Here is a 22808-nt window from a genome sequence, read left to right on the forward strand (position 1 = left end):
GGGTATCTTTGTCGGTTGCTTCAGGCAGCGTCCGTTACTTCACGGCGCCAAAGGTCAGGCCGCGCACCAGCTGCTTCTGGCTGAACCAGCCCATGATCAGGATCGGTGCGATCGCCAGTGTCGAGGCCGCCGAAAGCTTGGCCCAGAACAACCCTTGCGGGCTTGAGAAGGAACTGATGAAGGCGGTGAGCGGCGCGGCCTCGGTGGTGGTCAGCCGGATCGTCCAGAACGCCTCGTTCCATGCCAGGATGATGTTGAGCAGCATCGTCGAGGCGATGCCCGGCACCGCCATCGGCGTCAGCACGTAGACGATCTCGTTCCACAGCGATGCGCCATCCATGCGCGCCGCTTCCAGGATCTCGCCGGGTATCTCGCGAAAATAGGTGTAGAGCATCCACACCACGATCGGCAGGTTGATCAGCATCAGCATGACCATCAGGCCGATGCGGCTGTCGAGCAATCCGGTATCGCGGAAGATCAGGTAGATCGGGAACAGCACGGCAACCGCCGGCATCATCTTGGTGGAAAGCATCCACATCAGGATGTCCTTGGTCCACTTGCCCGGCGAGAACGCCATCGACCACGCCGCCGGTATGGCGACGAGCAAAGCCAGGATGGTCGAGCCGACCGACAGGAACACCGAGTTGAGGAAGAACTTGAAGTAGCCGCTCTGCGCCTCGACCGCGGTATAGCTTTCCGTGGTTCCCGACGGAAACAGGTTGAAGCCCTGGATGGCCTCCTGCTCCGACTTGAACGAGGTGATGATCGTATAGAGGATCGGGAAAAAGATCAGCAGGGCGACGATCCAGGCGGCCGCGGTCGCGATCGTCTTGTGCTGGGTGCTGACTGCACGTGCCATGGTCAGGTCCTCCCGTATCGGCCATGTTGGCGGCAGGGTCGACCCCCACTCCGGTTTGCTGCGCAAACCACCTCTCCCCCGATCGACGGGGTAGAGGAAGGGTGCGGCTTCGATGCAGGCGTTTCCTCTCCCCCGGGCAGGGGGAGAGGTGTCCCGCGCAGCGGGACGGAGTGGGGGTGGTTCAGCGCACGTGCCATCGTATCCTCCCTTATTTGTCCAGGTTCCTGCCGACCGCGCGCATGGCGAAGAAGGCGACGATGTTGGCTAAAATGACGGCAATGATACCGCCGGCGGATGCCTGGCCGATTTTGAACTCCAGCAGCGCCTTCTGGTAGACGAGGAAGGGCAGGTTGGTGGAGGCGTAACCCGGGCCGCCATTGGTGGTGACGAGGATCTCGGCATACACCGACAGAAGGAAGATCGTCTGGATCAGGAGGACGACGGTGATGGCGCGCGACATATGCGGCAGCGTCAGATAGATGAAGCGGCTGATGAAGCCGGCCCCATCCATCTCGGCGGCTTCCTTCTGCTCGCCGTCGAGCGACTGCAGGGAGGTCAACAGGATCAGCGTCGCAAACGGCAGCCATTGCCAGGCGACGATGATGATGATCGCCAGCATCGGGTATTGACCAAACCAGTCGATCGGCTGCCCGCCGAAGAAGCGCGCAATGTCGGCAAAGACGCCGTATTGCGGATGCATGATCATGTTCTTCCACACCAGCGCGGCGACCGGCGGCATGACGAAGAACGGCGAGATGACGAGGATGCGGACGATGCCCTGTCCCCACATCGGCTGATCGATCAGCAGCGCCAGCAGGACGCCGCCGATCAAGGTGATCAAAAGCACGCTGCCAACCAGGATTAGCGTGTTGAGGATCGACTGCAGGAATGCCGGATTGGAATAGAAAAGCGCGTAGTTCGAGAAGCCGACGAACCCGTCGCGGATCGGGTTGAGCGGGTTGTACTGCTGGAAGGAGAACCACAGCGTGAATGCCAGCGGAACGATCATCCAGACGAACAGCAGCACCACGGATGGCGCCATCATGAAGCGGGCAAGCGAACGGGTCTGCTGAGTAGCCATGACGGTCACCCTTCAAAGGTCAGCCAAGTTTTCAGAGTTTGCCAAATTTTTCAGAGTTTGACGGTGGCCGCCCGAACTGGGATTCGGGCGGCCCTGCCGGCCATGATGGGCAACCGGCATTCGGCACCGGGAGGAGCCTACTGGATATAACCGCCCTCGGTCATCGTTGCGGTGGCGGCGTCCTGGGCCTGCTTCAGAGCGTCGTCGACGCTCGTCTGGCCGGCGAGTGCCGCCGAGAACAGCTGGCCGACGGTGGTGCCAAGGCCCTGGAACTCGGGAATGGCGACGAACTGAACGCCGACATAGGGCACCGGCTTGACGGTCGGGTGCGTCGGATCGGCGGCGTTGATCGAGTCCAGCGTCATCTTGGCGAACGGCGCCGCCTTCTGGTATTCGGGGTTGGCGTAGAGCGAGGAGCGCGTTCCGGGCGGAACATTGGCCCAGCCTTCCTTCGATGCGACGAGCTCGAGATAGGCCTTGCTGGTTGCCCAGGATACGAACTTCTGAGCGGCGTCAGCCTTCTGCGTGCCGGCGGGAATGGCCAGCGACCACGCCCACAGCCAGTTGCCGCGCTTGCCCAGGCCATTGTCGGGCGCCAGCGCATAGCCGACCTTGTCGGCGACCGTGGAATTCTTCGGGTCTGAGACGAAGGAGGCAGCGACGGTGGCGTCGATCCACATGCCGCACTTGCCCTGCTGGAACAGCGCCAGGTTTTCGTTGAAGCCGTTGGAAGATGCGCCCTCCGGGCCATTGGCCTTCATCAGGTCGACATAGAACTGCAGCGTGTTCTTCCACTCGGGCTGGTCGAACTGCGGCTTCCAGTTCTCATCGAACCAGCGTGCGCCGAAGGAGTTCGACATGGCGGTCAGGAAGGCCATGTTCTCGCCCCAGCCGGCCTTGCCGCGCAGGCAGACGCCGTTCACGCCATTGGCGCGATCGGTCATCTTCTCGGCGGCCTGCTTGACGAAGTCCCAGGTCGGCGCGTCGGGCATGGTCAGCCCGGCCTTCTCCATCAGGTCCTTGCGGTACATGATGAAGGAGCTTTCGCCATAGAACGGTGCCGCATAGAGCTTGCCATCGACCGAGAGGCCACCGGCGATGGCCGGGATGATGTCCTTGACGTCATAGTCGTCGCCGAGCTTGTCGAGCGGCAGCAGCCAGCTCTGCTTGGCCCAGATCGGAACTTCGTAGGTGCCGATGGTCATCACGTCATACTGGCCGCCCTTGGTGGCGATGTCGGTGGTGACGCGCTCGCGCAGCACGTTCTCCTCGAGCGTGACCCACTGGAGCTGGATATCGGGGTTCTTGGCGGTGAAGTCGTCGGTCAGCGTCTGCATGCGGACCATATCGCCATTGTTGACGGTGGCGATGGTGATGGATTCGGCATGCGCGGCGAACGCGAGGGTGCTGGCCGACAACAGACCCAGGGTGAGCGTGCGAAGTTTCATCAAATTCCTCCCATAGACCAAGCTGAGCATTTGCTTTGGCTGTGAGCAATTACTCACCTCGCGTGATTTATGTCAAGCCGGATTCGTTGCTGCAGCGCAGCACGCAGCCTCGTGCGGGATCCGGTTCCGGAGGATTATGGCGATTATTTCCAGCCGGCCAGGATGGGCCTCGGCGTGCGAAATGTCGGATTTCAGCGCCCGCTTGATCTGGATAAATTGCCGACCTATAGGCCGGCAATCTCGGCCAGGATCCATTCGCGAAAAGCGCGGATCTTCGGCACGTTGCGCCGCGCCGGGGGATAGACCAGCCAATAGGCGTGGCCGTCGTCGCCGACCAGATCGAAAGGCTGAATCAGGCGGCCATCAGCAAGCTCGGCCTTGAAGAAAGCGGCCGTCACGATTGCCACGCCCTGCCCGGCGATGGCGGCATTCGCCTCATAAGCTTGCGCCCCCATGCTGGAGCCGGGGCGCTTGGCCAGTTCCTCGACCGGCAGGCCGGCGGCGATAAACCAGTCCCGCCACCAGATGTCGCCGGGGTCGAGGATCGGCAGGCGCAACAGATCGGCAGGTTCCTTCACCCCGCCGATGGTCGCCGCGAGTTTCGGGCTCAGCATCGGCGTGAAGTCCGCATTGAAAAGCTTGTGCACCTCGACGCCCGGCCAGTTTCCGCCGCCCGAGCGGATGGCGATATCGATATCCTCGCGGGCGAAATCGACGAGGCGGTTCGATGTATCGAGGCGCACCGCAAGCGATGGATGCGCGACCTGGAACGAGCCGAGATGCTGCGCCAGCCAGTTCGAAGCAAAGGTCAGCAGCGTCGAGACACAGAGCACGCCGTCGGCGCCGCTGCGCGCCGCAGCATAGGCTCCACCCAACAGGGCGAACGCCTCGCTGACCGCAGGCGCCATGCGCTGCCCCGCCTCGGTCAGCACGATCTGCCTTGGCCGGCGCAGGAACAGAGGCGCCCCGACGCGCTCCTCCAGCAGCTTGATCTGATAGCTCGCCGCCGCCTGCGTCATGCCGAGCTCGCCGGCGGCCTTGGTGAAGGAAAGGTGCCGCGCCACCGCCTCGAACACCCGGATCGCCTGCAGCGGAGGGAGCTGGGAGACCTGCCGTGGCTTGAGTTCAGGCATAAGCCCTCCTTATGGGCCGTGATCGACGTTTGATTGGCAGCAGGGGCCGATCCGGCCGATATTTGAGGTCGACGATCACTCTCTCGTCTACAGCGCCGCGCGTCCTTTTGGACGCGCAAAGGACGCTGTAGCACTTTTGATTTTGCGCATGATCCTTTCCGAAAATCGATATCGATTTTCGGGGTCATGCGCAGAGATAACAAAGGCTGACGATCATGACCATTGTACAGGAAAAGCTATTTCTGACGCCAGGCCGAGGCTGGTTTTTGCGTCTGGCGCGTGGATTGGCACGGCACGGAGCCAGGAAACGGGCCTATCTCGACATCAGGGAATTGCCGCCGCATCTGCAGCGCGACATGGGTTTTCTCGATGGCAACGATCCTTGTGGCCGGCACAAATAGCCTTGCTGGACTTATCCCTAATCAGCTGGCCGCCAGCAAGGCGGCGGCGGTCCGCTCGTCGGTGATGAGACCGTTGACCAGCCGCCGGTTGACAGCCGCAAGGATGCCCGGCAGCTTCCGCTCGCCCATGGCGAGCGCGATCACCAGCGACTTTTCACGCGACGGCAATGATGCCGACGACACCCTGTCATTGGTGATGCCCTCGATCATCCGGCCTTCGCGATCGAACACCCAGCCGACGATCTCAGCGACGCCGCCGGCCTTTTGCAGCGCTTTCAATTCGCTGTCCGAAATGAAGCCGTCCTCATAAAGCGGCGCCTTGGGGCCGAGATCGCCGATGCCGACGAAGGTGACGTCGGCTTCCGCCGCAAGCGCCAGCGTCGGTTGGATCATCGGCTGGCTGAGCAGCATCTCGCGCTCTTGCGGCGAGGAGGCGATGACCGGCAGCGGCATTGGGAAGGACCGCGCCTTGACCCGATCGGCCATGGTGAAGATGACGTTGTAGAAGGCGGCCGAACCGTCGGGCGAGATGTTGCCGGTCAGCGACACAACCTTGTGCTGCGGGCATTCCATCGGCGGTAGCTGCTCGATTGCCGCCTTCAGCGTGCGGCCGGTGCCGATCGCCATGACGATCGGCGTCGGCGACCGCAACCGCCGCTCGATCTCGGCAGCCGCCGCCACGGCGACGCCGATGGCCGAGGAGGAAGCGGGATCGCTCGGCACCACCTCGACCAGATCGAGCGCGAAGCGAGATTTCAGCCGCGCCGCGAGGTCGAGGCAATTGGCGATCGGGTGGTCGACACGCACCTTGATCAGCCCCTCAGACACCGCCAGCGACACCAGCCGCTGTGCTGTCTGTCGTGAGATGCCGAGCGTCGAGGCGATCTGGTCCTGCGTGTTGCCGGCGACATAATAGAGCCAGCCGGCGCGCGCCGCGTCGTCCAGCCTGTTGCTGCCGCTGTCCTGCCGGGAATTCAACGTGCTGCCTCCCTGCCCCGACAATCGAGACGGAGCGCCTTACTTTTACGGCGAAATGCGCTTGTGCGCAATTGCCTACCGCCAGAGCAATTGCTTAGGTAGGTACTCGATGTGCCTGTGGTGTTCCCAGTGGATGATCGTAGCCAAGCAGTTTTTGAAGTCCGGCAATTCATGAAGTCCGGCAATGTCGGCGCGGCGGTTTATCTCCCGACGCAAACCCTTTAAGGAATTCGGACAAAGGAGCCTCGCATGACGCCGAAAGCGGTTTTCTGGGACATGGACGGCACGCTGGTCGACAGCGAGCCATTGCACGAGGCGGCGCTGATTGCGGCGCTGCACAGCGTCGGCATCGCGGCGCCAACCAACCTGCATGAGCGGGTGCTCGGCATTGCCGCATGGCCGGTCTACGAAATGCTGCGCGACGAGTTCGGCCTCGACCTGCCCTTCGATGACTGGATCGTGCGCAAATACGATCACTACCTGCCGATGGCCGAGACGCTGAAGCCGCGCCCCGGCGCGATCGAGATCTATAACGAACTGCGCGCGCTTGGCGTGGCGCAAGCGGTGGTGTCCAATTCCGACCGGCTGGTCGTCGACGCCAATCTGCGCATGGTCGGTCTTTTCTATCCCGGCATGAAGACGATCAGCCGCAACGACGTGCGCGAAGGCAAGCCGCACGCCGAACCTTTTCTGCGCGCCGCATGGCTGGCCAGTGTCGATCCGGCCGATGCCGTGGCCGTCGACGACAGCGTGACCGGCGCCACGGCGGGACTAGCGGCGGGGATGAAGACGATCTTCTGGCCGGAAGTGCCCATGGAAGGGCCGCCCGGCGCGATAAACATCAACAGCGCCGACGAATTGCGGGCTGAGCTGGGGCTATAAGCTTGGGAAGTGGAGTGGCCGCAACCTAAGCGCATCCTGCAACGCCGATGATTGCCGAAACCGGCGATGAGAGCGTCCTTCTCCCCGTCACTATACGGGGAGAAGTGCCCGGCAGGGCGATGAGGGGCGGCGCCGAGATTGACAAGGAAGGCGGTTTTCCAGAGCATATTGAGATCACGGTCAGGCCGATTTTTGAGTTCGTCCCACACTTTCGGGCGCTTGCGCCGCCCCTCATCCGCCTGCCGGCACCTTCTCCGCGTATAGTGACGGGGAGAAGGGGCTCTCAGTCCCGGTAGACCGGCTCCTGCTCGTCAAGGATCGCCTTCAATTCGGACAGGTGCCGTTCGGCCTGGCCGGGATAATCTTCCTGCTCCGTTGCTGCCTTCTCGGCAATTTCGTCCGACAGGACCCGCAGCGGTCGGCCGGTCCACAGCGCCTTGATGTAGGTCTCGGCGGCGCGTTCGAAATAGAACATGCGGTTGAAGGCGTCGGCAACGGTATCGCCGATGACCAGCACGCCATGGTTGCCCATGACCATCACCTTGACCTTCGGATCGGTGAGCAGCTGCGAGCAGCGTTCGCCCTCTTCCTCGAAGGCGAGCCCGCCATAATGGCTGTCGACGACGTGGCGGTTGAAGAAGATCGCCGAGTTCTGGTCGATCGGCGGCAGCGTCGAGTCGGCGAGCGAAGCGAGCACCGTGGCGTGGATCGAGTGCACATGCATGACGCAGCGCGCATGACGCACATTGCGATGGATTGCGCCATGCAGGCCCCATGCCGTCGGGTCAGGTGCATTCGGGCCGGAGATTGTATCGGGATCGTTGGCGTCGATCAGCAGCAGGTCGCTCGCCTTGATGCGTGAGAAATGCACCTGGTTGGGATTCATCAGGAATTGCGAGCCGTCATCGTTGACGGCCAGCGAGAAATGATTGGCCACGGCTTCATGCATGTTGAGCCGCGCCGTCCAGCGGAAGGCGCAAGCCAGATCGACGCGCTCCTCGTAGAAGGGCAGGTTGGTCAGCATTTCCTTCTGCAGGCGGGCGATGCTCATCGAAAACCTCCGTGAAAGAAGCGAGGATGCCGCGCGCCGCAGATGCGCGCAACCGGTTTCGTTTGGTGCAGACGAGCGCTTTGCCTCACGCCGCAGTGCTTCTGGCGGCGTCGACGCTTAGCCCGCCATGCTCGACGATGAAATCGATCACCTCCTGCAGACCCTTGCCGCGCGACAGATCGGTGAAGCCGAACGGCCGCTTGCCGCGCATGCGGGCGGCGTCGCTCTCCATGACGTCGAGATTGACGTTCACATAAGGGGCGAGATCGCTCTTGTTGATGACCAGGAAATCGGACCGGGTGATCGCCGGCCCACCCTTGCGCGGGATTTCCTCGCCTTGGCAGACCGAGATAACGTAGAGCGTCAGATCGGCGAGGTCGGGGGAAAAGGTGGCGGCAAGATTGTCGCCGCCCGATTCTATGAAGACGATATCGAGATCCGGGAATTTCTTGGTCATCTCGGCGATCGCCTGCAGATTGATCGAGGCGTCCTCGCGGATGGCGGTGTGCGGGCAGCCGCCGGTTTCGACGCCGATGATGCGATCCTCGGGCAGCGCCTGAAGCCGGGCCAGCATTATGGCGTCTTCCCTGGTGTAGATGTCATTGGTGACGACGGCGATGGAGAACTCGTCGCGCAGCGCCTTGCAGAGCTTTTCAGTGAGCGTCGTCTTGCCGGAGCCGACGGGGCCGCCGATGCCGACGCGAAGAGGACCATTGGCTTGTGTCATCTAGGGAACTCCGTGATGGCTAGCACTGTAAAGCCGAGCCCTACAACCAAGCAGAGCGGCGAATAATAACTGACATCGAGCCGCGCGAAAGGCTGTTCGGGCGCCAGCCGGCGCCACCAGGGCGTGAAGCCGGCAATGCCGCGCCCCAGGAAGACCAGTGCGATGAGCAGCGCTGTCGCGGCAAGCCCGGCCTTGGGAAAGGGCGTGGCAAACACGCCTTCGAGCGCCAGCGGCCACAGTGTCGCCAAGCCGAGGCATGCGGCGACGGCGAAGCTGGCGAAGGGCGCCGGCATTTCATCGACGCCGCGAAAGCCGACCACCGCGCGGGCGCAGGAGGCAGCGTCCCTGCCCGGCCAGATGCCGCCAATGCCCCAATAGACATGCAGCGTGGTGATCAGCAGCAGGACGAACGAGAGCGCGAAGGCGAGGACGATCATGAGCGGAACAGCCGCGAATATTGCGTTTCGTGCTTCATCGCCATGACATCCGAGACGAAGGCGCAGCCGCCGAGATCGTCCAGCGTCGAGCCGGCAGCACGGGCGGCGACGCTGAGCGCCAGCGGTTCGAAACCGGCGAGCAGCGCGGTGGCGCCGGTCTGGCCGACGACGCCGAGCCGGATCGCGGCCTGGACCAGATTGGAGAAGAAGGCCTGCAGGAAGGCGGAGAGCGCATCCTGCAGGGCAATGGCGTTGCCGCCGGAAACGGCGCCGACAGCAACGCAATAGGCGCACTCGGCCGGCAGACGGTCCAGCACCTGACACGGCCAGGCCGATGCCGCCTTCAGGAAGGCGGCACCCTGCAGCATGGTCTCGGCATGGCGCTCGCGCGAGCCGGCCAAAGCCTCGGCGAGTGCAGCGATTTCGGCGAAATCACTGGCTTGGCGGGCGCGCCGCCAGCTTTCCGCAAACAGCACGGCATCGTTCCAGCCCGAGCCCATCTCGACCAGCGTCTCCAGCCATGCGGCGAGGCTTTCGCTGTCGGCGACCAGCCCGGCATGCACGGCTTGTTCGAGACCATGGCTGTAGGAAAAACCGCCGACCGGGAAGGCAGGCGACAGCCACGCCATCAGCCGCAACAAAGCGATGTTGGAAGGCTGATCAGTCATGGTCGTGCGAGTGGCTGTGCGAGTGCGACTCGCTCTGGGTTTCGGAATGCGCTTCAGCGTGGCTGTGTGCATGCGCTTCGGCATGGGTATGACCGTGACTGTGCCCTGAATAGGCGCCGCGCATCGGTGCGAACGGTTCGGAAACGTCGCTCACGGTTGCACCCAGCCCTTCAAGCATCGCCTTGATGACGTGATCGCGCAGGATGAGGATGCGGTTAGCCTCGATGGCGGCGGCAAGATGGCGGTTGCCGATATGCCAGGCAAGCTCGGCCAGATGGACAGGGCCGCTGGCACGGATGTCGTAGAGCGGCTCCTCAGCCGCGACGATCTCGATATGACGGCCATCCTCCAGCACCAGCCGGTCGCCATCGTTCAAGGCAACCGGCTCGGGCAGGTCGACCAGCACCTTGTCGCTACGGGCCGTTTCGATGGCGCGGCGGCGCAGATGCCGCTCGTCATGGGCCAGCACGGCACGGTCATATGGCGTGACCGCGCCCGCTTGGCCGGCGGCGAGCACCGAGACGGCACGCGGGAATTTGGTGAAATCGGTGCGGATGTCGAGCTTCATGTAAAAACTGCCTCTCCCAACAAGCGTAGCCTATCGCGTCCGCCGCCCCAATGGTGCTCAAACAATCGTGTCGAAGAGCCGCAGGATAAACGATATCTGGTAGATGAGGACGCGGCGACAAATGCGATGCGAAAGCGACGGTCGCAAACCTTGGAGGTTAGCCGAAAACACACCTCCACTTCGTCCCAGGCGGAGCAAGGAGCGAAGCGACGCGGCGCAGACCCTGGGATCCCATGCCGTGACATCAGCCGAAGAATGCAGCGGCTCCGGATAAATGCTGATCTGTAGTGATCCTTCGCGCCCCCCTCTGTCCTGCCGGACATCTCCCCCACAAGGGGGGAGATTGGCAGCTTTGGCGCACGGCTCTCTCCTGCGACAGTGGCGGTTCGCGAAGGCGGTGGTGACAGCCGATCTCCCCCCAAGTGGGGGAGATGTCCGGCAGGACAGAGGGGGGCGCTGTCCCTCCGCCATCAAAGGTTCTGCACCGTCGTAACGCTCTGAGGCAACGATGCCGCCAAGGCGATGCTAGGAATCAAAACAAAAAGTACCGCTGCGCCATCGGCAGCACGGTGGCCGGCTCGCAGGTGAGCAATTCACCGTCGGCGCGGACCTCGTAGGTTTCGGGATCGACCTCGACATGCGGGGTGGCGTCGTTGAGCACCATCGAATGCTTGCCGATGCCGCCGCGGGTGTTGTCGACGGCGACCATCTGCTTGTCGACGCCGAGCCTGCCGTGCAGGCCGGCATCGAGCGCCGCCCTGGAAACGAAGGTCACCGACGAGTTTGTCATCGCCTTGCCATAGGCGCCGAACATCGGCCGGTAGTGCATTGGCTGCGGCGTCGGGATCGAGGCGTTGGGATCGCCCATCGGGGCGGCGGCGATCATGCCGCCGATCAGCACCATGTCGGGCTTGACGCCGAAGAAGGCCGGGTTCCACAGTACCAGATCGGCGCGCTTGCCGACCGCCACCGAGCCGATCTCGTTCGACAGGCCGTGCGCGATGGCCGGGTTGATCGTGTATTTGGCGATGTAGCGGCGGACGCGGAAATTGTCGTTGTCGCCGGTCTCCTGCGGCAGCGAACCGCGCTGGCGCTTCATCTTGTCGGCGGTCTGCCAGGTGCGGATCGCCACTTCGCCGACGCGGCCCATCGCCTGGCTGTCGGACGAGATGATCGAGAAGGCGCCAATATCGTGCAAAATGTCTTCGGCGGCGATGGTCTCCTTGCGGATGCGGCTTTCGGCAAAGGCGATGTCTTCGGGGATCGACGGCGACAGATGATGGCAGACCATCAGCATGTCGAGATGCTCGGCCAGCGTGTTAACGGTGTAGGGCCGGGTCGGATTGGTCGAGGACGGGATGACGTTGGGCAGGCCGCAAACCTTGATGATATCGGGCGCATGGCCGCCGCCGGCGCCTTCGGTGTGGAAGGCGTGGATGGTGCGGCCCTTGATCGCCGCCACCGTGTTTTCGACAAAGCCGGATTCGTTCAGCGTGTCGGTGTGGATCATCACCTGCACGTCATAGTTGTCGGCGACCGACAGGCAGCAGTCGATTGCCGCTGGCGTCGTGCCCCAGTCCTCGTGCAACTTTAGCGAGCAGGCACCGCCCAGCACCATCTCTTCAAGCGCGGCCGGCAAGGACGCGTTGCCCTTGCCCGACAGGCCGATGTTCATCGGGAAGGCGTCGAAGGACTGGATCATGCGCGCCAGATGCCACGGCCCAGGCGTGCAGGTCGTCGCCAGCGTGCCATGCGCCGGCCCGGTGCCGCCGCCGAGCATGGTGGTGATGCCTGACATCAGCGCCTCCTCGATCTGCTGCGGGCAGATGAAATGGATATGCGCGTCAAAGCCGCCGGCGGTGAGGATCTTGCCCTCGCCGGCGATGATCTCGGTGCCGGGGCCGATGATGATGGTGACGCCGTTTTGCATGTCCGGATTGCCGGCCTTGCCGATCGCGGCGATGCGTCCGTCCTTGAGGCCGATATCGGCCTTGAAGATGCCGTCTGACGCATCGACGACGAGCGCATTGGTGATGACGGTGTCGACCGCGCCTTGGGCGCGGGAAACCTGGCTCTGGCCCATGCCGTCGCGGATGACCTTGCCGCCGCCGAATTTCACCTCTTCGCCATGAAGGGTGAAATCCTTCTCGACCTCGATGAACAGCTCGGTGTCGGCAAGCCTGACCTTGTCGCCGACGGTCGGGCCGTACATCTGCGCATAGGCGGCGCGGGTGATTCTAGCCATCAGCAATTGCTCCCGAAATACGGCCCAAGACACGGCTTGGCGAAGCCCGGCTCCACATTGTCGCCATCCTATGGTCACGCAATGACCCGCTGGGCGACACCTTCCGATCCCATTTAACGTTTGAGGTGGCAAGGTCACCCCAAAACGACCGTTTGCCAATCGATGGAAAGGAAGATCCATGCGCAAAACGATATCTCTCGCAGCCGCCGCCACCCTCCTGCTCGCGACCGCTGCCAGCGCCCAGCAACAGCCTGCGCCGCAACCCGGCGAGCCGCCGGCTTCGCCCGCTCCCGCGGCGCCTGGCGCTCAGCCGGCTGCGCCGGCGATCCAGACCGTCAACGTCGTCGACATCGAGGAACTGCCGGAGGAAACGCAGACGAAGGTCAACGAAGTGATCGCCAAGCGCGGCGAGGACGGCCTGCAGAAATTGCGCAGCTCGATTGACGCGACCCCCCAGGTCAAATCCGCGCTCGAAGCCAAAGGTCTCACCTCGGCGCAAGTGATTGCCGCCAGCATGGATGCCAATGGCTCGCTGACCTTGATCACCAAGAAAGCGAGCTGACGATGCGCTGTGGCGGGCCGGCACAAGGCCGGCCTGCCGCATCCGGGAGGGAACCTTCGCAGGGCAGAATACGTTTCGACTTTTTGGCCTAGTAACGAGTCTCGAAAGAGGCTCTGAAAGCGAGCGATGACGATCACCACCTTCCCCGACACCAGATGGCTGCATATGATTGCCGCCACTGCGTTTCTCGCGGCGAGCGTTCCCCAGGCCGCGCTGAATGCGCAGGGCCTCGAAGGCCCGGATACGGTCAACAAGATCATCGGCTCGGAGGTCGGCCAGGAAGAGACCAACACGGCTGTGGAAGCCGGCAAAGTCGCCACGGCGATCGACCGGACGCGTGAAAACATCGGTACGGTGCGCAAGACATCCAAGCTCGACAAAGTCGATATCGTGTTCCTTACCGACGCCGCGCGCACGGAAGGCGGTCTGCCGCCGGCGATAGAAAGCAAGGTCGAGCAGCATCAGGACGACATTGCGGAACTGCGCGAGGAGATCGAGGCGAACGCATTGCTGTTCAACGCCATCGACTCTCGACGCGTGCAGACCGAAGACGTTCTCGCCGTGGAATTCGATGATCCTGGAAAGGTCGTCATCTACGCGGCGGCCAAGCCGCCCAGCTGAGCCGAAATTGCTCGACGCCTTGGATCTCACAGCGCGCCCATGATCTTCTGCTGGAACCCGTAGACCTCGCGCTTGCCGCCGAGCGGCACCAAGGTGACGTCGCGCTCCTGGCCGGGCTCGAAGCGCATCGCCGTGCCGGCAGCGATGTCGAGGCGCATGCCCCGCGCCATGTCGCGATTGAATTTCAGCCCCTCATTGGTCTCGAAGAAGTGGTAGTGGCTGCCGACCTGGATCGGCCGGTCGCCGCTGTTGGCCACTTTCATGGTGACGGTCGGCTGGCCCTTGTTGAGTTCGATCTCGCCGCCTGCCGTGATGATTTCACCCGGGATCATCGCCAGCCTCACAAGACGCCGAAGACGAGGCCGGCGGCGAGAAGCAGGATCGCCGAGAGCGATGTGCGTTTGATCGTTGCGGGGACCATCGATATGCCTTCCGTTGTCAGGATCGTGCCGTCACGCGGCCTTGCGGGCCGGGCCGCAGCCTTCGGCCTTGAGGACGCGCTTTGTCGAGGCGGGATGTTTGATCAGCATCGCTGCCGGGCGGATCGGGCGCACTGAAAAATTGCCGCCGCAATTCGGGCAGACGCCGCCCAGCACGTTTGCCGCGCAATCGGCGCAGAAGGTACACTCGAAGGTGCAGATCAGCGCATCCGTCGCCTCAGGCGGCAGGTCCTTGTCGCAGCATTCGCAGTTGGGGCGCAGTTCAAGCATTTTCTTCTCCTCACCTTATCGGTTCATGCACGGTCACCAGCTTGGTGCCGTCGGGAAAAGTCGCCTCGACCTGGACGTCGTGGATCATCTCGGCGATGCCCTCCATCACCTGCGCGCGGGTGACGACATGGGCGCCGGCCTCCATCAGCTCGGCGACCTGGCGGCCGTCGCGGGCGCCCTCGACGACGAAGTCGGTGATCAGCGCGATCGCCTCCGGGTGATTGAGCTTGACGCCGCGTTCGAGCCGCTTGCGCGCCACAATCGCCGCCATGGCGATGAGCAGCTTGTCCTTTTCCTTTGGCGTCAGGTTCATGCGTTTCCCTAGGATGGCGTAAATTGCAATGACGTAATCGGAATCAGAGTGACCATAATTTGGGCAGACCCGCCCGTCCGTTGAGCAATTCGACGAGCGGAACCAGCCGCTTGCGGAGCTGGTAGCCGTCCTCGGCAAACAGCCTCGCAAGAAGCTTGCCAGATTTCTTCACGCTCCAGACGCTGGCATCGCCCTGGCCGCCGATAATCTCCCGGGCCGGATCGAGCAAAGCCTCCACCCGCGGCGAGATCATCAGCACCGTCGCCATGGCGACGGCGCCGTCGGCCACGGCGGAACGGCTGAGAATGGCGGCAATGCCGGGCCCGATGCGGAAATCCTCGGCATGAACGAGCGCTCCGTCCTGGCTGACGCGCCAGCGGTCATGGAAATTGCCGTGCGCCGCGCGTTCGCCCATGGCGAGGCGGCCAAAGACGGTCGCCTCGAGCACCAGTGCCTCGGCATCGGCGGCAAGCTCTAGGTCGAGCCTGCGGGCAAAGGCCGATCGATCAAAGACGATGGTTTCCTGCGGCAGCCAGGCGATGCGGCCGCCAGCGCCGACCGTCAGCTTCACCCGCACCTCGGCGCGATCGGACGCGGCGCGGTAGATTTTCTCGCAGGCCTGGGTGGTTATGGTGGCGGAGGCGCCGGCGCCGACATCGACCTCCCAGCCGAGGCGGTCGCCGCCAGTCAGCCCGCCGGCGGTGTTGATCAGGACGGCTTCGAGCGGATCGGCCGAGACGGCCGGCATGCGGATCTTGGCGGAACCATCCTGATAAAGCCGCCGAAGACGCGTGCGGCCGCCATTCTTGTCACAGCCGAGCTGCGCCGTTCCGGCGACGCGCTGGGCCGGCGGCACAAAGGTCAGGCCACGTTCGATCATATCCATGGCGCCAACGATAACCACACTCATATGGTTTGAATCCGAAATTCGCATCACTTTGGAGCAGCGTAATGAACGAATTTCGGATTCAAAGCCATATGAGCAACTTATAGCATTCTGGTGTGGTTTGGATTTGAGGTTTCTAACCGCCGGTGCCATCAAAGTCGTAGGAACCTCAAATCCAGACCACACCGCCGGCTTTGTCGACATATAGCTTGTTGCTTGACAACGTTTCGGTTTCTATAGAGGAGCCGTCTTGGTACGGTCACACAGCGCCTGGCGGGATAAAAGGCGATGATGACGATTTGAGCCTGGGGAAAAAGAGGCGCTGATCAGTTGGCGTCGAGAAACGACAAGGTTGGGGAAGGAACCGAATGGCTGACCAGCTGGCAACGGACATCATCGCGAAGATCAAGGCTCATGCCGAGCCCGGTGGCGAAGAAATCACCACCAGCACCGAACTGACCTCACTTGGCATTCATTCGCTGGAACTGACGGAGATCATCTTCGACCTCGAGGAACAGTATGGCATTGAGATCGAGATGAACACGGTCGATGCCTGGAGCAACCTGAAGAACGTCGGCGACATGGTCGAGGCGGTTCGCGCGCTGATCGCGAAAAAAGCCTGACTGAATGCACAAGCGCGTCGTCATTACCGGCATCGGCGGCTTATGCGGGCTCGGCACCAATGTGCCTGCGATCTGGGGCGAGATGCGCGCCGGCCGCTCGGCCATCGGCCCGATCGTCAATTCGGAGCTGCATGACCTGAAAATCAGGGTCGGCTGCGAAATCAGGACGCTTCCCGATCACGGCATCGAGCGCAAGCAGGTCGTGTCGATGGACCGTTTCAGCCTTTTGGCGACGATCGCCGCGCGGGAGGCCGCGCAACAAGCCGGGCTGAACCCGCACGCAGCCAACACCTACCGGATGGGCGCCATCGTCGGCGTCGGCGTCTGCGGCTGGGAGGCGATCGAAGAGAGCTATCGCGCCATCCTGCTCGAAGGCAAGAACCGCACCGGCATCTTCACCGTGCCGAAAGTGATGCCGGGCGCTGCGGCCGGCCATGTCAGCATGAATCTCGGCTTGCGCGGGCCGGTCTTCGGCATCACCTCGGCCTGCTCCTCGTCCAATCACGCCATTGCCTCGGCGGTCGACCAGATCAGGCTCGGCCGCGCCGATGTCATGCTCGCCGGCGGCACCGATGCGCCGCTGGTCTGGGGCATCCTGAAAGGCTGGGAGGCGCTGCGGGTGCTGGCGCCCGACTCGTGCCGGCCGTTTTCGGCCGATCGCCAGGGTCTGGTGCTCGGCGAAGGCGCCAGCATGGTTGTGCTGGAGACCTACGAGCATGCCATGGCGCGCGGCGCCACGATTCTCGCCGAAATTGCCGGCGCCGGCCTTTCCGGCGATGCGTCCGACATCGTCGCGCCGACCATCGAAGGGCCGGAGGCGGCGATGCGCTTCTGCCTCGTCGATGCCAGGCTCAACCCGGAAGACATCGACTATATCAATGCGCATGGCACCGGCACCAAGGCCAACGACCAGATCGAGACGGCGGCGATCAAGCGCGTCTTCGGCGACCATGCCCACAGGCTCTCGATCTCCTCGACCAAATCGATGCATGCCCACTGCCTCGGCGCTTCGGGCGCGCTGGAGCTGATCGCCTGCGTGATGGCGATCCGCGAAGGCATCGTGCCGCCGACGGCCAATTTTCGCGAAACCGACGCCGATTGCGATCTCGACATCACGCCGAATGTGGCGCGCGAGCGCAAGGTGCGCGCGGCGATCAGCAACGGCTTCGCCTTCGGCGGCACCAATGCGGTGCTGGCGTTCAAGGCGGTCTGACCGCAACCGGTTCCCCAGATACGGCGAGACTTGTTGCCACTCGCCACGACCGCGCGATTCCGCGCGAAAATCCCCGCCCAGGAGTTTCGATGACCGACCTTTCCGCCTTTCCGATCGCCACGCGCTGGCCGGCCAGCCATCCCGACCGCATCCAGCTCTATTCGTTCCCGACACCGAACGGGGTGAAGGTGTCGATCGCGCTGGAGGAACTCGGCCTGCCATACGAGGCGCATGCGGTTAACATCGGCAAGAAAGAAAGCTGGACGCCGGAATTCCTGTCGCTGAACCCCAACGGCAAGATCCCGGCGATGATCGATCCAAACGGCCCGGGCGGCAGGCCGATCGGGCTATTCGAATCCGGCGCCATCCTGCTCTACCTCACCGACAAGACCGGCAAGCTGGTCCCGGCCGACCCGGTGCGGCGTTACGAAACGATCCAGTGGGTGTTCTTCCAGATGGCCTCGATTGGGCCGATGTTCGGGCAGGTCGGTTTCTTCCACAAATTCGCCGGACGCGAGATCGCCGACAAGCGACCGCTGGCGCGCTATCGCGACGAATCGCGGCGGCTGATCGGTGTGCTCGAGACGAGGCTGAAAGGCCGCAGCTGGATCATGGACGACGATTACACCATCGCCGATGTCTCGATGCTGGGCTGGGTGCGCAATCTGATTGGTTTTTACGAAGCAAGGGAACTTGTCGGCTTCGACGACTTTCGCAATGTCGCGGCATGGCTGGAACGCGGCCTTGCCCGGCCGGCGGTGCAAAAGGGTCTTAGTATCCCCGCCCGGGGCTAGCTCAACGGGCCGCAGGCGCCGAGAAAAGGCTGGGCCTACTTTGTCTTGGCTTTGGATTTTGAGCCGCCCTTGCCCATGACGGAAGCGGCAAGGGATGCAGCGCTCCTGGCGGTGGCGACAACCGCACCGGCCGCGACATTGGCCGTCGTTTTGACCGTGCGCATTGCACTATCTGCCATCGAGCTGCCACCGCTTGCCGATTTCCTCGGCTTGGCGGGTTTTGCCGTGGCCTTAGCTGCGGTCGGTGTCACTTTCTTCGGTGCTGCCTTGCCAAAGGTGGGCTTTGCCGCATCCTTGGAGCGGGCGGCGACCGCCGGGCCAGCGCCTGTCTTTGATTCAGTTGCCTTTGATCGAGTTGCCCTGCCCTTGCGGGGCGCAGGCTTTCTTGCGTTGGTTGCCATCGGAGTTGCCATTGGACAGTTTTCCTCATGTCAGCATCATTGCCGTATCTGACATAACGGCCGGAAAGTCCTAAGGTTCCGGCGCGGGCTGTCCCGCAAATCAGGCGTGATCGCCGATCACCAGATCGGCGGGGCGGCGGCGGGCAAGCACGCGGTCGATGTTGGGCATGTCGTTGTAGGCTATCCAGGCGCGGGCGTCCTCGTCGGAGCGGCCATGCTCATGCCACCGCTCCAACAGCCGGCGCTCGAGCTCGGCGCGCGGCACATCGACGAAGATCGAGAAATCGAACAGCGGCGCCAGCCGCGACCAGGGTTCCTCGTCAAGCAAGAGATAATTGCCTTCGACCAGGATGAACTTGGTGTCGGCGGCGATGATCGAAGCGGCCGCACGAGAGAGCTCCATGCTGCGGTCGAACACCGGAATGGCGATGTCGGGCTCGGCCGCGCGGATGCGCTTCAGCAAGGTTTCGAAACCGGCAAAGTCAAAGGTCTCCGGAGCGCCCTTGCGCGCGCGCAGGCCGCGCTGCTCGAGCACGATATCGTCGTAATGGAAGCCATCCATCGGCACGATTTCGGCCGCACCTTCCGGCAGCAGTTCATGCAGGCGGGCCGAAAGCGTCGACTTGCCGGCGCCCGGAGGACCGGCGATGGCAACGACAAAACGCCGCGCCTTGCCGGCGCGCTTGAAGATGGTGGCGGCGAGGTGGGCAATCTCGGACATCGGGGCCCTTCTGGCTGGGTGTTTGGATCGCATCTTGGCGATAGTTCGCGGGAATTTCAAACGCGGGAAGATCGACCAATTGTCGAGGTCGGCGCCGCCCCTCATTGCCCTGCCGGGCATTTCTCCCCGTATAGTGACGGGGAGAAAGGGCTGGCCGCGATGTTGGCGCCCTTCCTGCAACGCTGGTGATTGGCGAAACCGTCGATGAGAGCGCCCCTCTCCCCGTCACTATACGGGAGAAAGATCGACCAGTTGTCGAGGTCGCCGCCGCCCCTCATTGCCCTGCCGGGCATTTCTCCCCGTATAGTGACGGGGAGAAAGGGCTGGCCGAGGCGTTGGAGCCTTTCCTGCAACGCTGGTGATTGGCGAAACCGGCGATGAGAGCGCCCCTCTCCCCGTCACTATACGGGGAGAGGATGCCGGCAGGCAGGTGAGGGGCAGCGCAAGCGCCCGCAATGACTGCCTGCGCACAGACCAATCAGACAGGAACCGATTGGCCAATCCGCAGGAAATCGCCGTCGAAAGCGACATCTCGCGTCGAACCGTCGGCAGCCGCAATGCGCATGTGCCCCTGCGCGGTGGCGATGTCGCGCGGCGGCTCGCCGCCGGTTTCTTGAGGCAAGGCGCCGATGACGTGGCGGAACGAGACATTGCGGCCTTCGCCAAGGGCAAAGGCGGTCGCCACCCCTTCCCGCTTCAGCCAGTTGTCACCCAGCGACGCGGCATGGCCGAGCGCCGTGCGGCCGTCCTCGATGCCGAGCACGCCGCGATGGCGGCCGCTCCACGGCGCGTAGTCGCGACCGCCATTGCTGATCCACAGCATGGTGACCGGCAGCTCGGCCGGGTTCTTCAGCACCACAACGAGATCGGCTTCCGCCTGGCGCGCCAGCGCGGTCCAGCCCGGTCCGCCATGGTCGGCCTCGACCAGCGTGACGAAATCCTCTCGGCTCTGGTCCATGCGGTAGTCGGTCAGGTCGAGCGTGCCGCCATCGGCGGCGGGAAAACGCGTCAAGTCGGCGGAACGCGCGGGACAGGCGAAGCGGAAACGGCCGCGGGCCGGATCGGGCTCGAGCGGGTCGTCCGGCGTCGCCGCAAACCGCTTCGGCGAAAAAGCCAGCCTGCCGCCGTCCTTCATCGCCGTCATCGGATGATGGGCGACGGAAATCGCGCCCGAACCGCCGGAAAAAACATGTTCCTGATAGAGAAAGGGATGGTTGTCGCGCAAGGTGAGGATTTTCTCGACCGTCGCGCCCATAACCTTGTGCTGCAGCCTGAAAACGGCCCGCCAGCCCTCGGCAGTCGCCTCGGAGGCGACGACATCCCAGCGGCTGTTGGCCGGCCAGCCATGCAGGGGTGCTTCCTCGACATCGCTGCGTGAGAACGGCGCGCAGAGGAAATCGCCGGACAGGCGAACGGTGCCGGCGGGCAGGTCTTGCGGCAGCGTCTCGCGCGGCTCGTCGATCCACGGCGCGCGATGCAGCGGTTTTAGCCGGCGCCCGTCGATATCGACCGTCATGTCGGCGAGATGGCCGACGGTGAGATCGACCGTTACCGAAATGCCCTTTGCCTTGATCGTGAGCGTATCCATGGCGCACCTGCTGATTCTGCCGGCGCCAGCAAACCCGCATGACGCCGGCAGCGCAAGCTGGGTGATGGGCATTTCACATCAAAGACGCCGGAGCACCCTGTGGGAGCGATCATTGCCGGCTGGCGGCGCTGCCCCTCATTGCCCTGCCGGGCATTTCTCCCCGTAAACGGGGAGAAAGAAGCTGGCCGCAATGCCGGCGCCCTTCTTGCAAACGCCGGTGATTGGCGAAACCGTCGATGACAGCGCCCTCTCCCCGTCGCTATACGGGGAGAGGATGCCGGCAGGCAGGTGAGGGGCGGCGCCAACGCCAGGAGCGGGGCGAATTCAAACCTGAAGCGATTACCCTGAAGACCGGTGTTAACGAAATAGACGGGGCAATCGGGTTACGCTAGTTTCCCATTCGTTTCAGCAACAGCTTACCTTCAGAACAGTGTCCAAACCGCGCCACTTTCCGCTCATCCAGAAATTTGCCGCGGCGCTGGCGCTGCTGGTGCTCGTCGCCGGCTGCGCGACGACGCCGACGGAGACCATGCTGGCGGTGCCGGCGCCGGCGCAGAAATATGCAGCCATCGTCATCGATGGCAGCAGCGGCAAGATGCTGTTCGAGGCCAATTCGACGGCGCCGCGCTATCCGGCGTCACTGACCAAGATGATGACGCTCTACCTGCTGTTCGAGGCGCTGGAGCAGGGCCGCATCAGCAAGACGACGCTGATCCCGGTCTCGGCCAACGCCGCCAGGCAGCCGCCGACCAAGCTGCGCTTCCGGCGCGGCGAGACGATCGACGTCGAATCGGCGATCCGGGCGATCACCGTCAAATCGGCCAATGACGTGGCGGTCGCCGTCGCCGAATATCTCGGCGGCAGCGAAGACGCATTTGCCGCAATGATGACGGCCAAAGCGCGCCAGATCGGCATGCGCAGCACCGTCTTCCGCAACGCGTCGGGCCTGCCGGACGCCGGCCAGCTGACGACGGCGCGCGACATGGCGGTGCTCGGCACGGCGCTGCGCGCCCGCTTCCCGCAGCATTTCCACTATTTCTCCGAAAGCGACTTCATGTTCCGCGGCAGGCTGGTGCGCGGCCACAACGACATGCTCGGCCGCGTCCGCGGCGTCAACGGCATCAAGACCGGTTACATCAGAGCCTCAGGCTTCAACATCGTCACCTCCTACGATGCCGACGGCCGCCGGCTGATCCTCGTGGTGATGGGCGCCGACAGCGCGCGCCAGCGCAATGACCACGTCGAGGCGCTGATCCAGCGCAACCTGTCGCCGGCATCGAACACGACGACAAGGTTGCTGTATGCCGGGGAGCAGTGAGGGGGACGTTCGGCAGTGATGTGGGGCGAGCTCTTGATCGGTGTGGTGGTTTCAACTTGACAGGTGACGGCAATTATACTAGGAATTTATTCACAGTGCTGATTTGCGCCCGCCCGCCGAGGGCGGGTTTTTCATTTCAGGCTTCGGCGCCATTCTTCATAGGTCCGACAAAACCGCAGGTTTGCCGGCCTTCGCTTGCTTCTCGGACCTTCGAGGGTCATGGCAGGCTCCCAGATCGTGGCCCTCCGTGGAATCCGAAAAATGCGTTATTCCGAGTTCGCAGCCTGCCGCCCGCCACTTGCCCGTTGAAGCCTGCGCCTGCTTCCGCTAAGAAGCCGTGGCTGGCCGGTTACCCGGCTGGTTCGTTTTCCGGATCGTCGATTCTGAAAGCACCCGTAGCTCAGCTGGATAGAGCGCTGCCCTCCGAAGGCAGAGGTCACAGGTTCGAATCCTGTCGGGTGCGCCATTAATGTCGGACGACACAGAAGTTTGGACAACGACACAGATCATTGGACTCTTCGCAACCAAATAAATAAATAAAAGCTGGCTGGGCGACCTCCCGAGTTAAAGCGACTATGCC

26 protein-coding genes and 1 tRNA gene are annotated in these 22808 nt (G+C 63.3%); 10 read left to right on the plus strand and 17 right to left on the minus strand.

What is annotated here, in order from left to right; all coding sequences use genetic code 11:
• Positions 1-34 precede the first annotated feature (34 nt).
• The 4 genes from AC0L3N_RS14245 to gcvA form a co-directional block, all read right to left on the minus strand.
• Complete coding sequence (locus AC0L3N_RS14245) at positions 35-859, minus strand: carbohydrate ABC transporter permease (RefSeq protein WP_254022207.1); 825 nt, start codon at positions 857-859, stop codon at positions 35-37.
• A 208-nt stretch (positions 860-1067) separates the two neighbouring features.
• Positions 1068-1940, minus strand: coding sequence for a carbohydrate ABC transporter permease (locus AC0L3N_RS14250; RefSeq protein WP_473548171.1), 873 nt, complete (start codon positions 1938-1940; stop codon positions 1068-1070).
• 137 nt (positions 1941-2077) lie between these two features.
• Entirely contained in the window at positions 2078-3388 is a 1311-nt protein-coding gene (locus AC0L3N_RS14255) for an ABC transporter substrate-binding protein (RefSeq protein WP_473548172.1), read from the minus strand.
• A gap of 224 nt (positions 3389-3612) precedes the next feature.
• Entirely contained in the window at positions 3613-4521 is a 909-nt protein-coding gene (gene gcvA, locus AC0L3N_RS14260; RefSeq protein WP_473548173.1) for a transcriptional regulator GcvA, read from the minus strand.
• 215 nt (positions 4522-4736) lie between these two features.
• Between gcvA and AC0L3N_RS14265 the strand changes: the two genes are divergently transcribed.
• Complete coding sequence (locus AC0L3N_RS14265; RefSeq protein ID WP_473548174.1) at positions 4737-4922, plus strand: hypothetical protein; 186 nt, start codon at positions 4737-4739, stop codon at positions 4920-4922.
• 21 nt (positions 4923-4943) lie between these two features.
• Here AC0L3N_RS14265 and AC0L3N_RS14270 read toward each other — a convergent pair whose 3' ends face one another.
• On the minus strand, positions 4944-5900 hold the full coding sequence (locus tag AC0L3N_RS14270) for a sugar-binding transcriptional regulator (RefSeq protein WP_473548175.1): 957 nt from the start codon (positions 5898-5900) through the stop codon (positions 4944-4946).
• 249 nt (positions 5901-6149) lie between these two features.
• On the opposite strand from AC0L3N_RS14270, the gene AC0L3N_RS14275 reads away from it, so the two are divergent.
• Entirely contained in the window at positions 6150-6782 is a 633-nt protein-coding gene (locus AC0L3N_RS14275) for an HAD family hydrolase (RefSeq protein ID WP_473548176.1), read from the plus strand.
• A gap of 283 nt (positions 6783-7065) precedes the next feature.
• On the opposite strand, the gene AC0L3N_RS14280 is transcribed toward AC0L3N_RS14275, so the two are convergent.
• The 6 genes from AC0L3N_RS14280 to ureC all read right to left on the minus strand — a co-directional run bounded on the left by AC0L3N_RS14280 (position 7066) and on the right by ureC (position 12478).
• Positions 7066-7833 carry a class II aldolase and adducin N-terminal domain-containing protein gene (locus AC0L3N_RS14280; RefSeq protein WP_473548177.1) on the minus strand — a complete coding sequence of 256 codons (768 nt, stop codon included), beginning with the start codon at positions 7831-7833 and terminating at the stop codon, positions 7066-7068.
• An 85-nt stretch (positions 7834-7918) separates the two neighbouring features.
• Positions 7919-8560 (minus strand): urease accessory protein UreG, encoded by a 642-nt coding sequence (gene ureG / locus AC0L3N_RS14285; RefSeq protein WP_473548178.1) that lies wholly within the window; start codon positions 8558-8560, stop codon positions 7919-7921.
• A complete protein-coding gene (locus AC0L3N_RS14290; RefSeq protein WP_473548180.1) occupies positions 8557-8997 on the minus strand; it encodes a DUF3995 domain-containing protein in 441 nt (146 codons plus the stop codon). Before AC0L3N_RS14290 ends, ureG begins: the two co-directional genes overlap by 4 nt.
• Positions 8994-9665 (minus strand): urease accessory protein UreF, encoded by a 672-nt coding sequence (locus AC0L3N_RS14295; protein WP_473548181.1) that lies wholly within the window; start codon positions 9663-9665, stop codon positions 8994-8996. Before AC0L3N_RS14295 ends, AC0L3N_RS14290 begins: the two co-directional genes overlap by 4 nt.
• Positions 9658-10233 carry an urease accessory protein UreE gene (ureE, locus tag AC0L3N_RS14300; RefSeq protein WP_473548182.1) on the minus strand — a complete coding sequence of 192 codons (576 nt, stop codon included), beginning with the start codon at positions 10231-10233 and terminating at the stop codon, positions 9658-9660. Before ureE ends, AC0L3N_RS14295 begins: the two co-directional genes overlap by 8 nt.
• A gap of 532 nt (positions 10234-10765) precedes the next feature.
• Positions 10766-12478 (minus strand): urease subunit alpha, encoded by a 1713-nt coding sequence (ureC, locus tag AC0L3N_RS14305; protein ID WP_473548183.1) that lies wholly within the window; start codon positions 12476-12478, stop codon positions 10766-10768.
• 178 nt (positions 12479-12656) lie between these two features.
• Here ureC and AC0L3N_RS14310 point away from each other — a divergent pair, with 178 nt between their 5' ends.
• Positions 12657-13040, plus strand: a complete 384-nt coding sequence (locus AC0L3N_RS14310; RefSeq protein ID WP_473548184.1) for a hypothetical protein — start codon at positions 12657-12659, stop codon at positions 13038-13040.
• Between the two features lie 126 nt (positions 13041-13166).
• Entirely contained in the window at positions 13167-13661 is a 495-nt protein-coding gene (locus AC0L3N_RS14315; protein WP_473548186.1) for a hypothetical protein, read from the plus strand.
• Positions 13662-13687: 26 nt separating this feature from the next.
• Here AC0L3N_RS14315 and AC0L3N_RS14320 read toward each other — a convergent pair whose 3' ends face one another.
• The 4 genes from AC0L3N_RS14320 to AC0L3N_RS14335 all read right to left on the minus strand — a co-directional run bounded on the left by AC0L3N_RS14320 (position 13688) and on the right by AC0L3N_RS14335 (position 15570).
• The gene (locus AC0L3N_RS14320) at positions 13688-13993 is read right to left on the minus strand and encodes an urease subunit beta (protein ID WP_473548187.1); all 306 of its coding nucleotides are present in this window, start codon (positions 13991-13993) and stop codon (positions 13688-13690) included.
• 120 nt (positions 13994-14113) lie between these two features.
• The gene (locus AC0L3N_RS14325) at positions 14114-14371 is read right to left on the minus strand and encodes a DUF1272 domain-containing protein (protein WP_473548188.1); all 258 of its coding nucleotides are present in this window, start codon (positions 14369-14371) and stop codon (positions 14114-14116) included.
• A gap of 10 nt (positions 14372-14381) precedes the next feature.
• Positions 14382-14684 carry an urease subunit gamma gene (locus AC0L3N_RS14330; RefSeq protein WP_473548189.1) on the minus strand — a complete coding sequence of 101 codons (303 nt, stop codon included), beginning with the start codon at positions 14682-14684 and terminating at the stop codon, positions 14382-14384.
• 43 nt (positions 14685-14727) lie between these two features.
• The gene (locus AC0L3N_RS14335; RefSeq protein WP_473548305.1) at positions 14728-15570 is read right to left on the minus strand and encodes an urease accessory protein UreD; all 843 of its coding nucleotides are present in this window, start codon (positions 15568-15570) and stop codon (positions 14728-14730) included.
• Between the two features lie 368 nt (positions 15571-15938).
• Here AC0L3N_RS14335 and AC0L3N_RS14340 point away from each other — a divergent pair, with 368 nt between their 5' ends.
• From AC0L3N_RS14340 to AC0L3N_RS14355, 4 genes are all read left to right on the plus strand, one after another.
• Positions 15939-16193 (plus strand): acyl carrier protein, encoded by a 255-nt coding sequence (locus AC0L3N_RS14340; RefSeq protein WP_095491223.1) that lies wholly within the window; start codon positions 15939-15941, stop codon positions 16191-16193.
• Between the two features lie 4 nt (positions 16194-16197).
• The gene (locus tag AC0L3N_RS14345) at positions 16198-17406 is read left to right on the plus strand and encodes a beta-ketoacyl-[acyl-carrier-protein] synthase family protein (protein ID WP_473548191.1); all 1209 of its coding nucleotides are present in this window, start codon (positions 16198-16200) and stop codon (positions 17404-17406) included.
• Between the two features lie 89 nt (positions 17407-17495).
• On the plus strand, positions 17496-18200 hold the full coding sequence (locus AC0L3N_RS14350; RefSeq protein WP_473548193.1) for a glutathione S-transferase family protein: 705 nt from the start codon (positions 17496-17498) through the stop codon (positions 18198-18200).
• A 75-nt stretch (positions 18201-18275) separates the two neighbouring features.
• A complete protein-coding gene (locus tag AC0L3N_RS14355; protein WP_473548195.1) occupies positions 18276-18653 on the plus strand; it encodes a hypothetical protein in 378 nt (125 codons plus the stop codon).
• Positions 18654-18701: 48 nt separating this feature from the next.
• On the opposite strand, the gene AC0L3N_RS14360 is transcribed toward AC0L3N_RS14355, so the two are convergent.
• Positions 18702-19322: a nucleoside triphosphate hydrolase gene (locus AC0L3N_RS14360; protein WP_473548196.1), complete on the minus strand. Its 621-nt coding sequence runs from the start codon at positions 19320-19322 to the stop codon at positions 18702-18704.
• 478 nt (positions 19323-19800) lie between these two features.
• Positions 19801-20910 carry a hypothetical protein gene (locus AC0L3N_RS14365; protein WP_473548197.1) on the minus strand — a complete coding sequence of 370 codons (1110 nt, stop codon included), beginning with the start codon at positions 20908-20910 and terminating at the stop codon, positions 19801-19803.
• A gap of 430 nt (positions 20911-21340) precedes the next feature.
• Here AC0L3N_RS14365 and AC0L3N_RS14370 point away from each other — a divergent pair, with 430 nt between their 5' ends.
• On the plus strand, positions 21341-22228 hold the full coding sequence (locus tag AC0L3N_RS14370) for a D-alanyl-D-alanine carboxypeptidase family protein (protein WP_473548199.1): 888 nt from the start codon (positions 21341-21343) through the stop codon (positions 22226-22228).
• A 389-nt stretch (positions 22229-22617) separates the two neighbouring features.
• Positions 22618-22694 (plus strand) — tRNA-Arg (locus AC0L3N_RS14375).
• The last annotated feature ends 114 nt before the right edge of the window (positions 22695-22808 follow it).

This window comes from Mesorhizobium sp. WSM4807 (assembly GCF_055811615.1).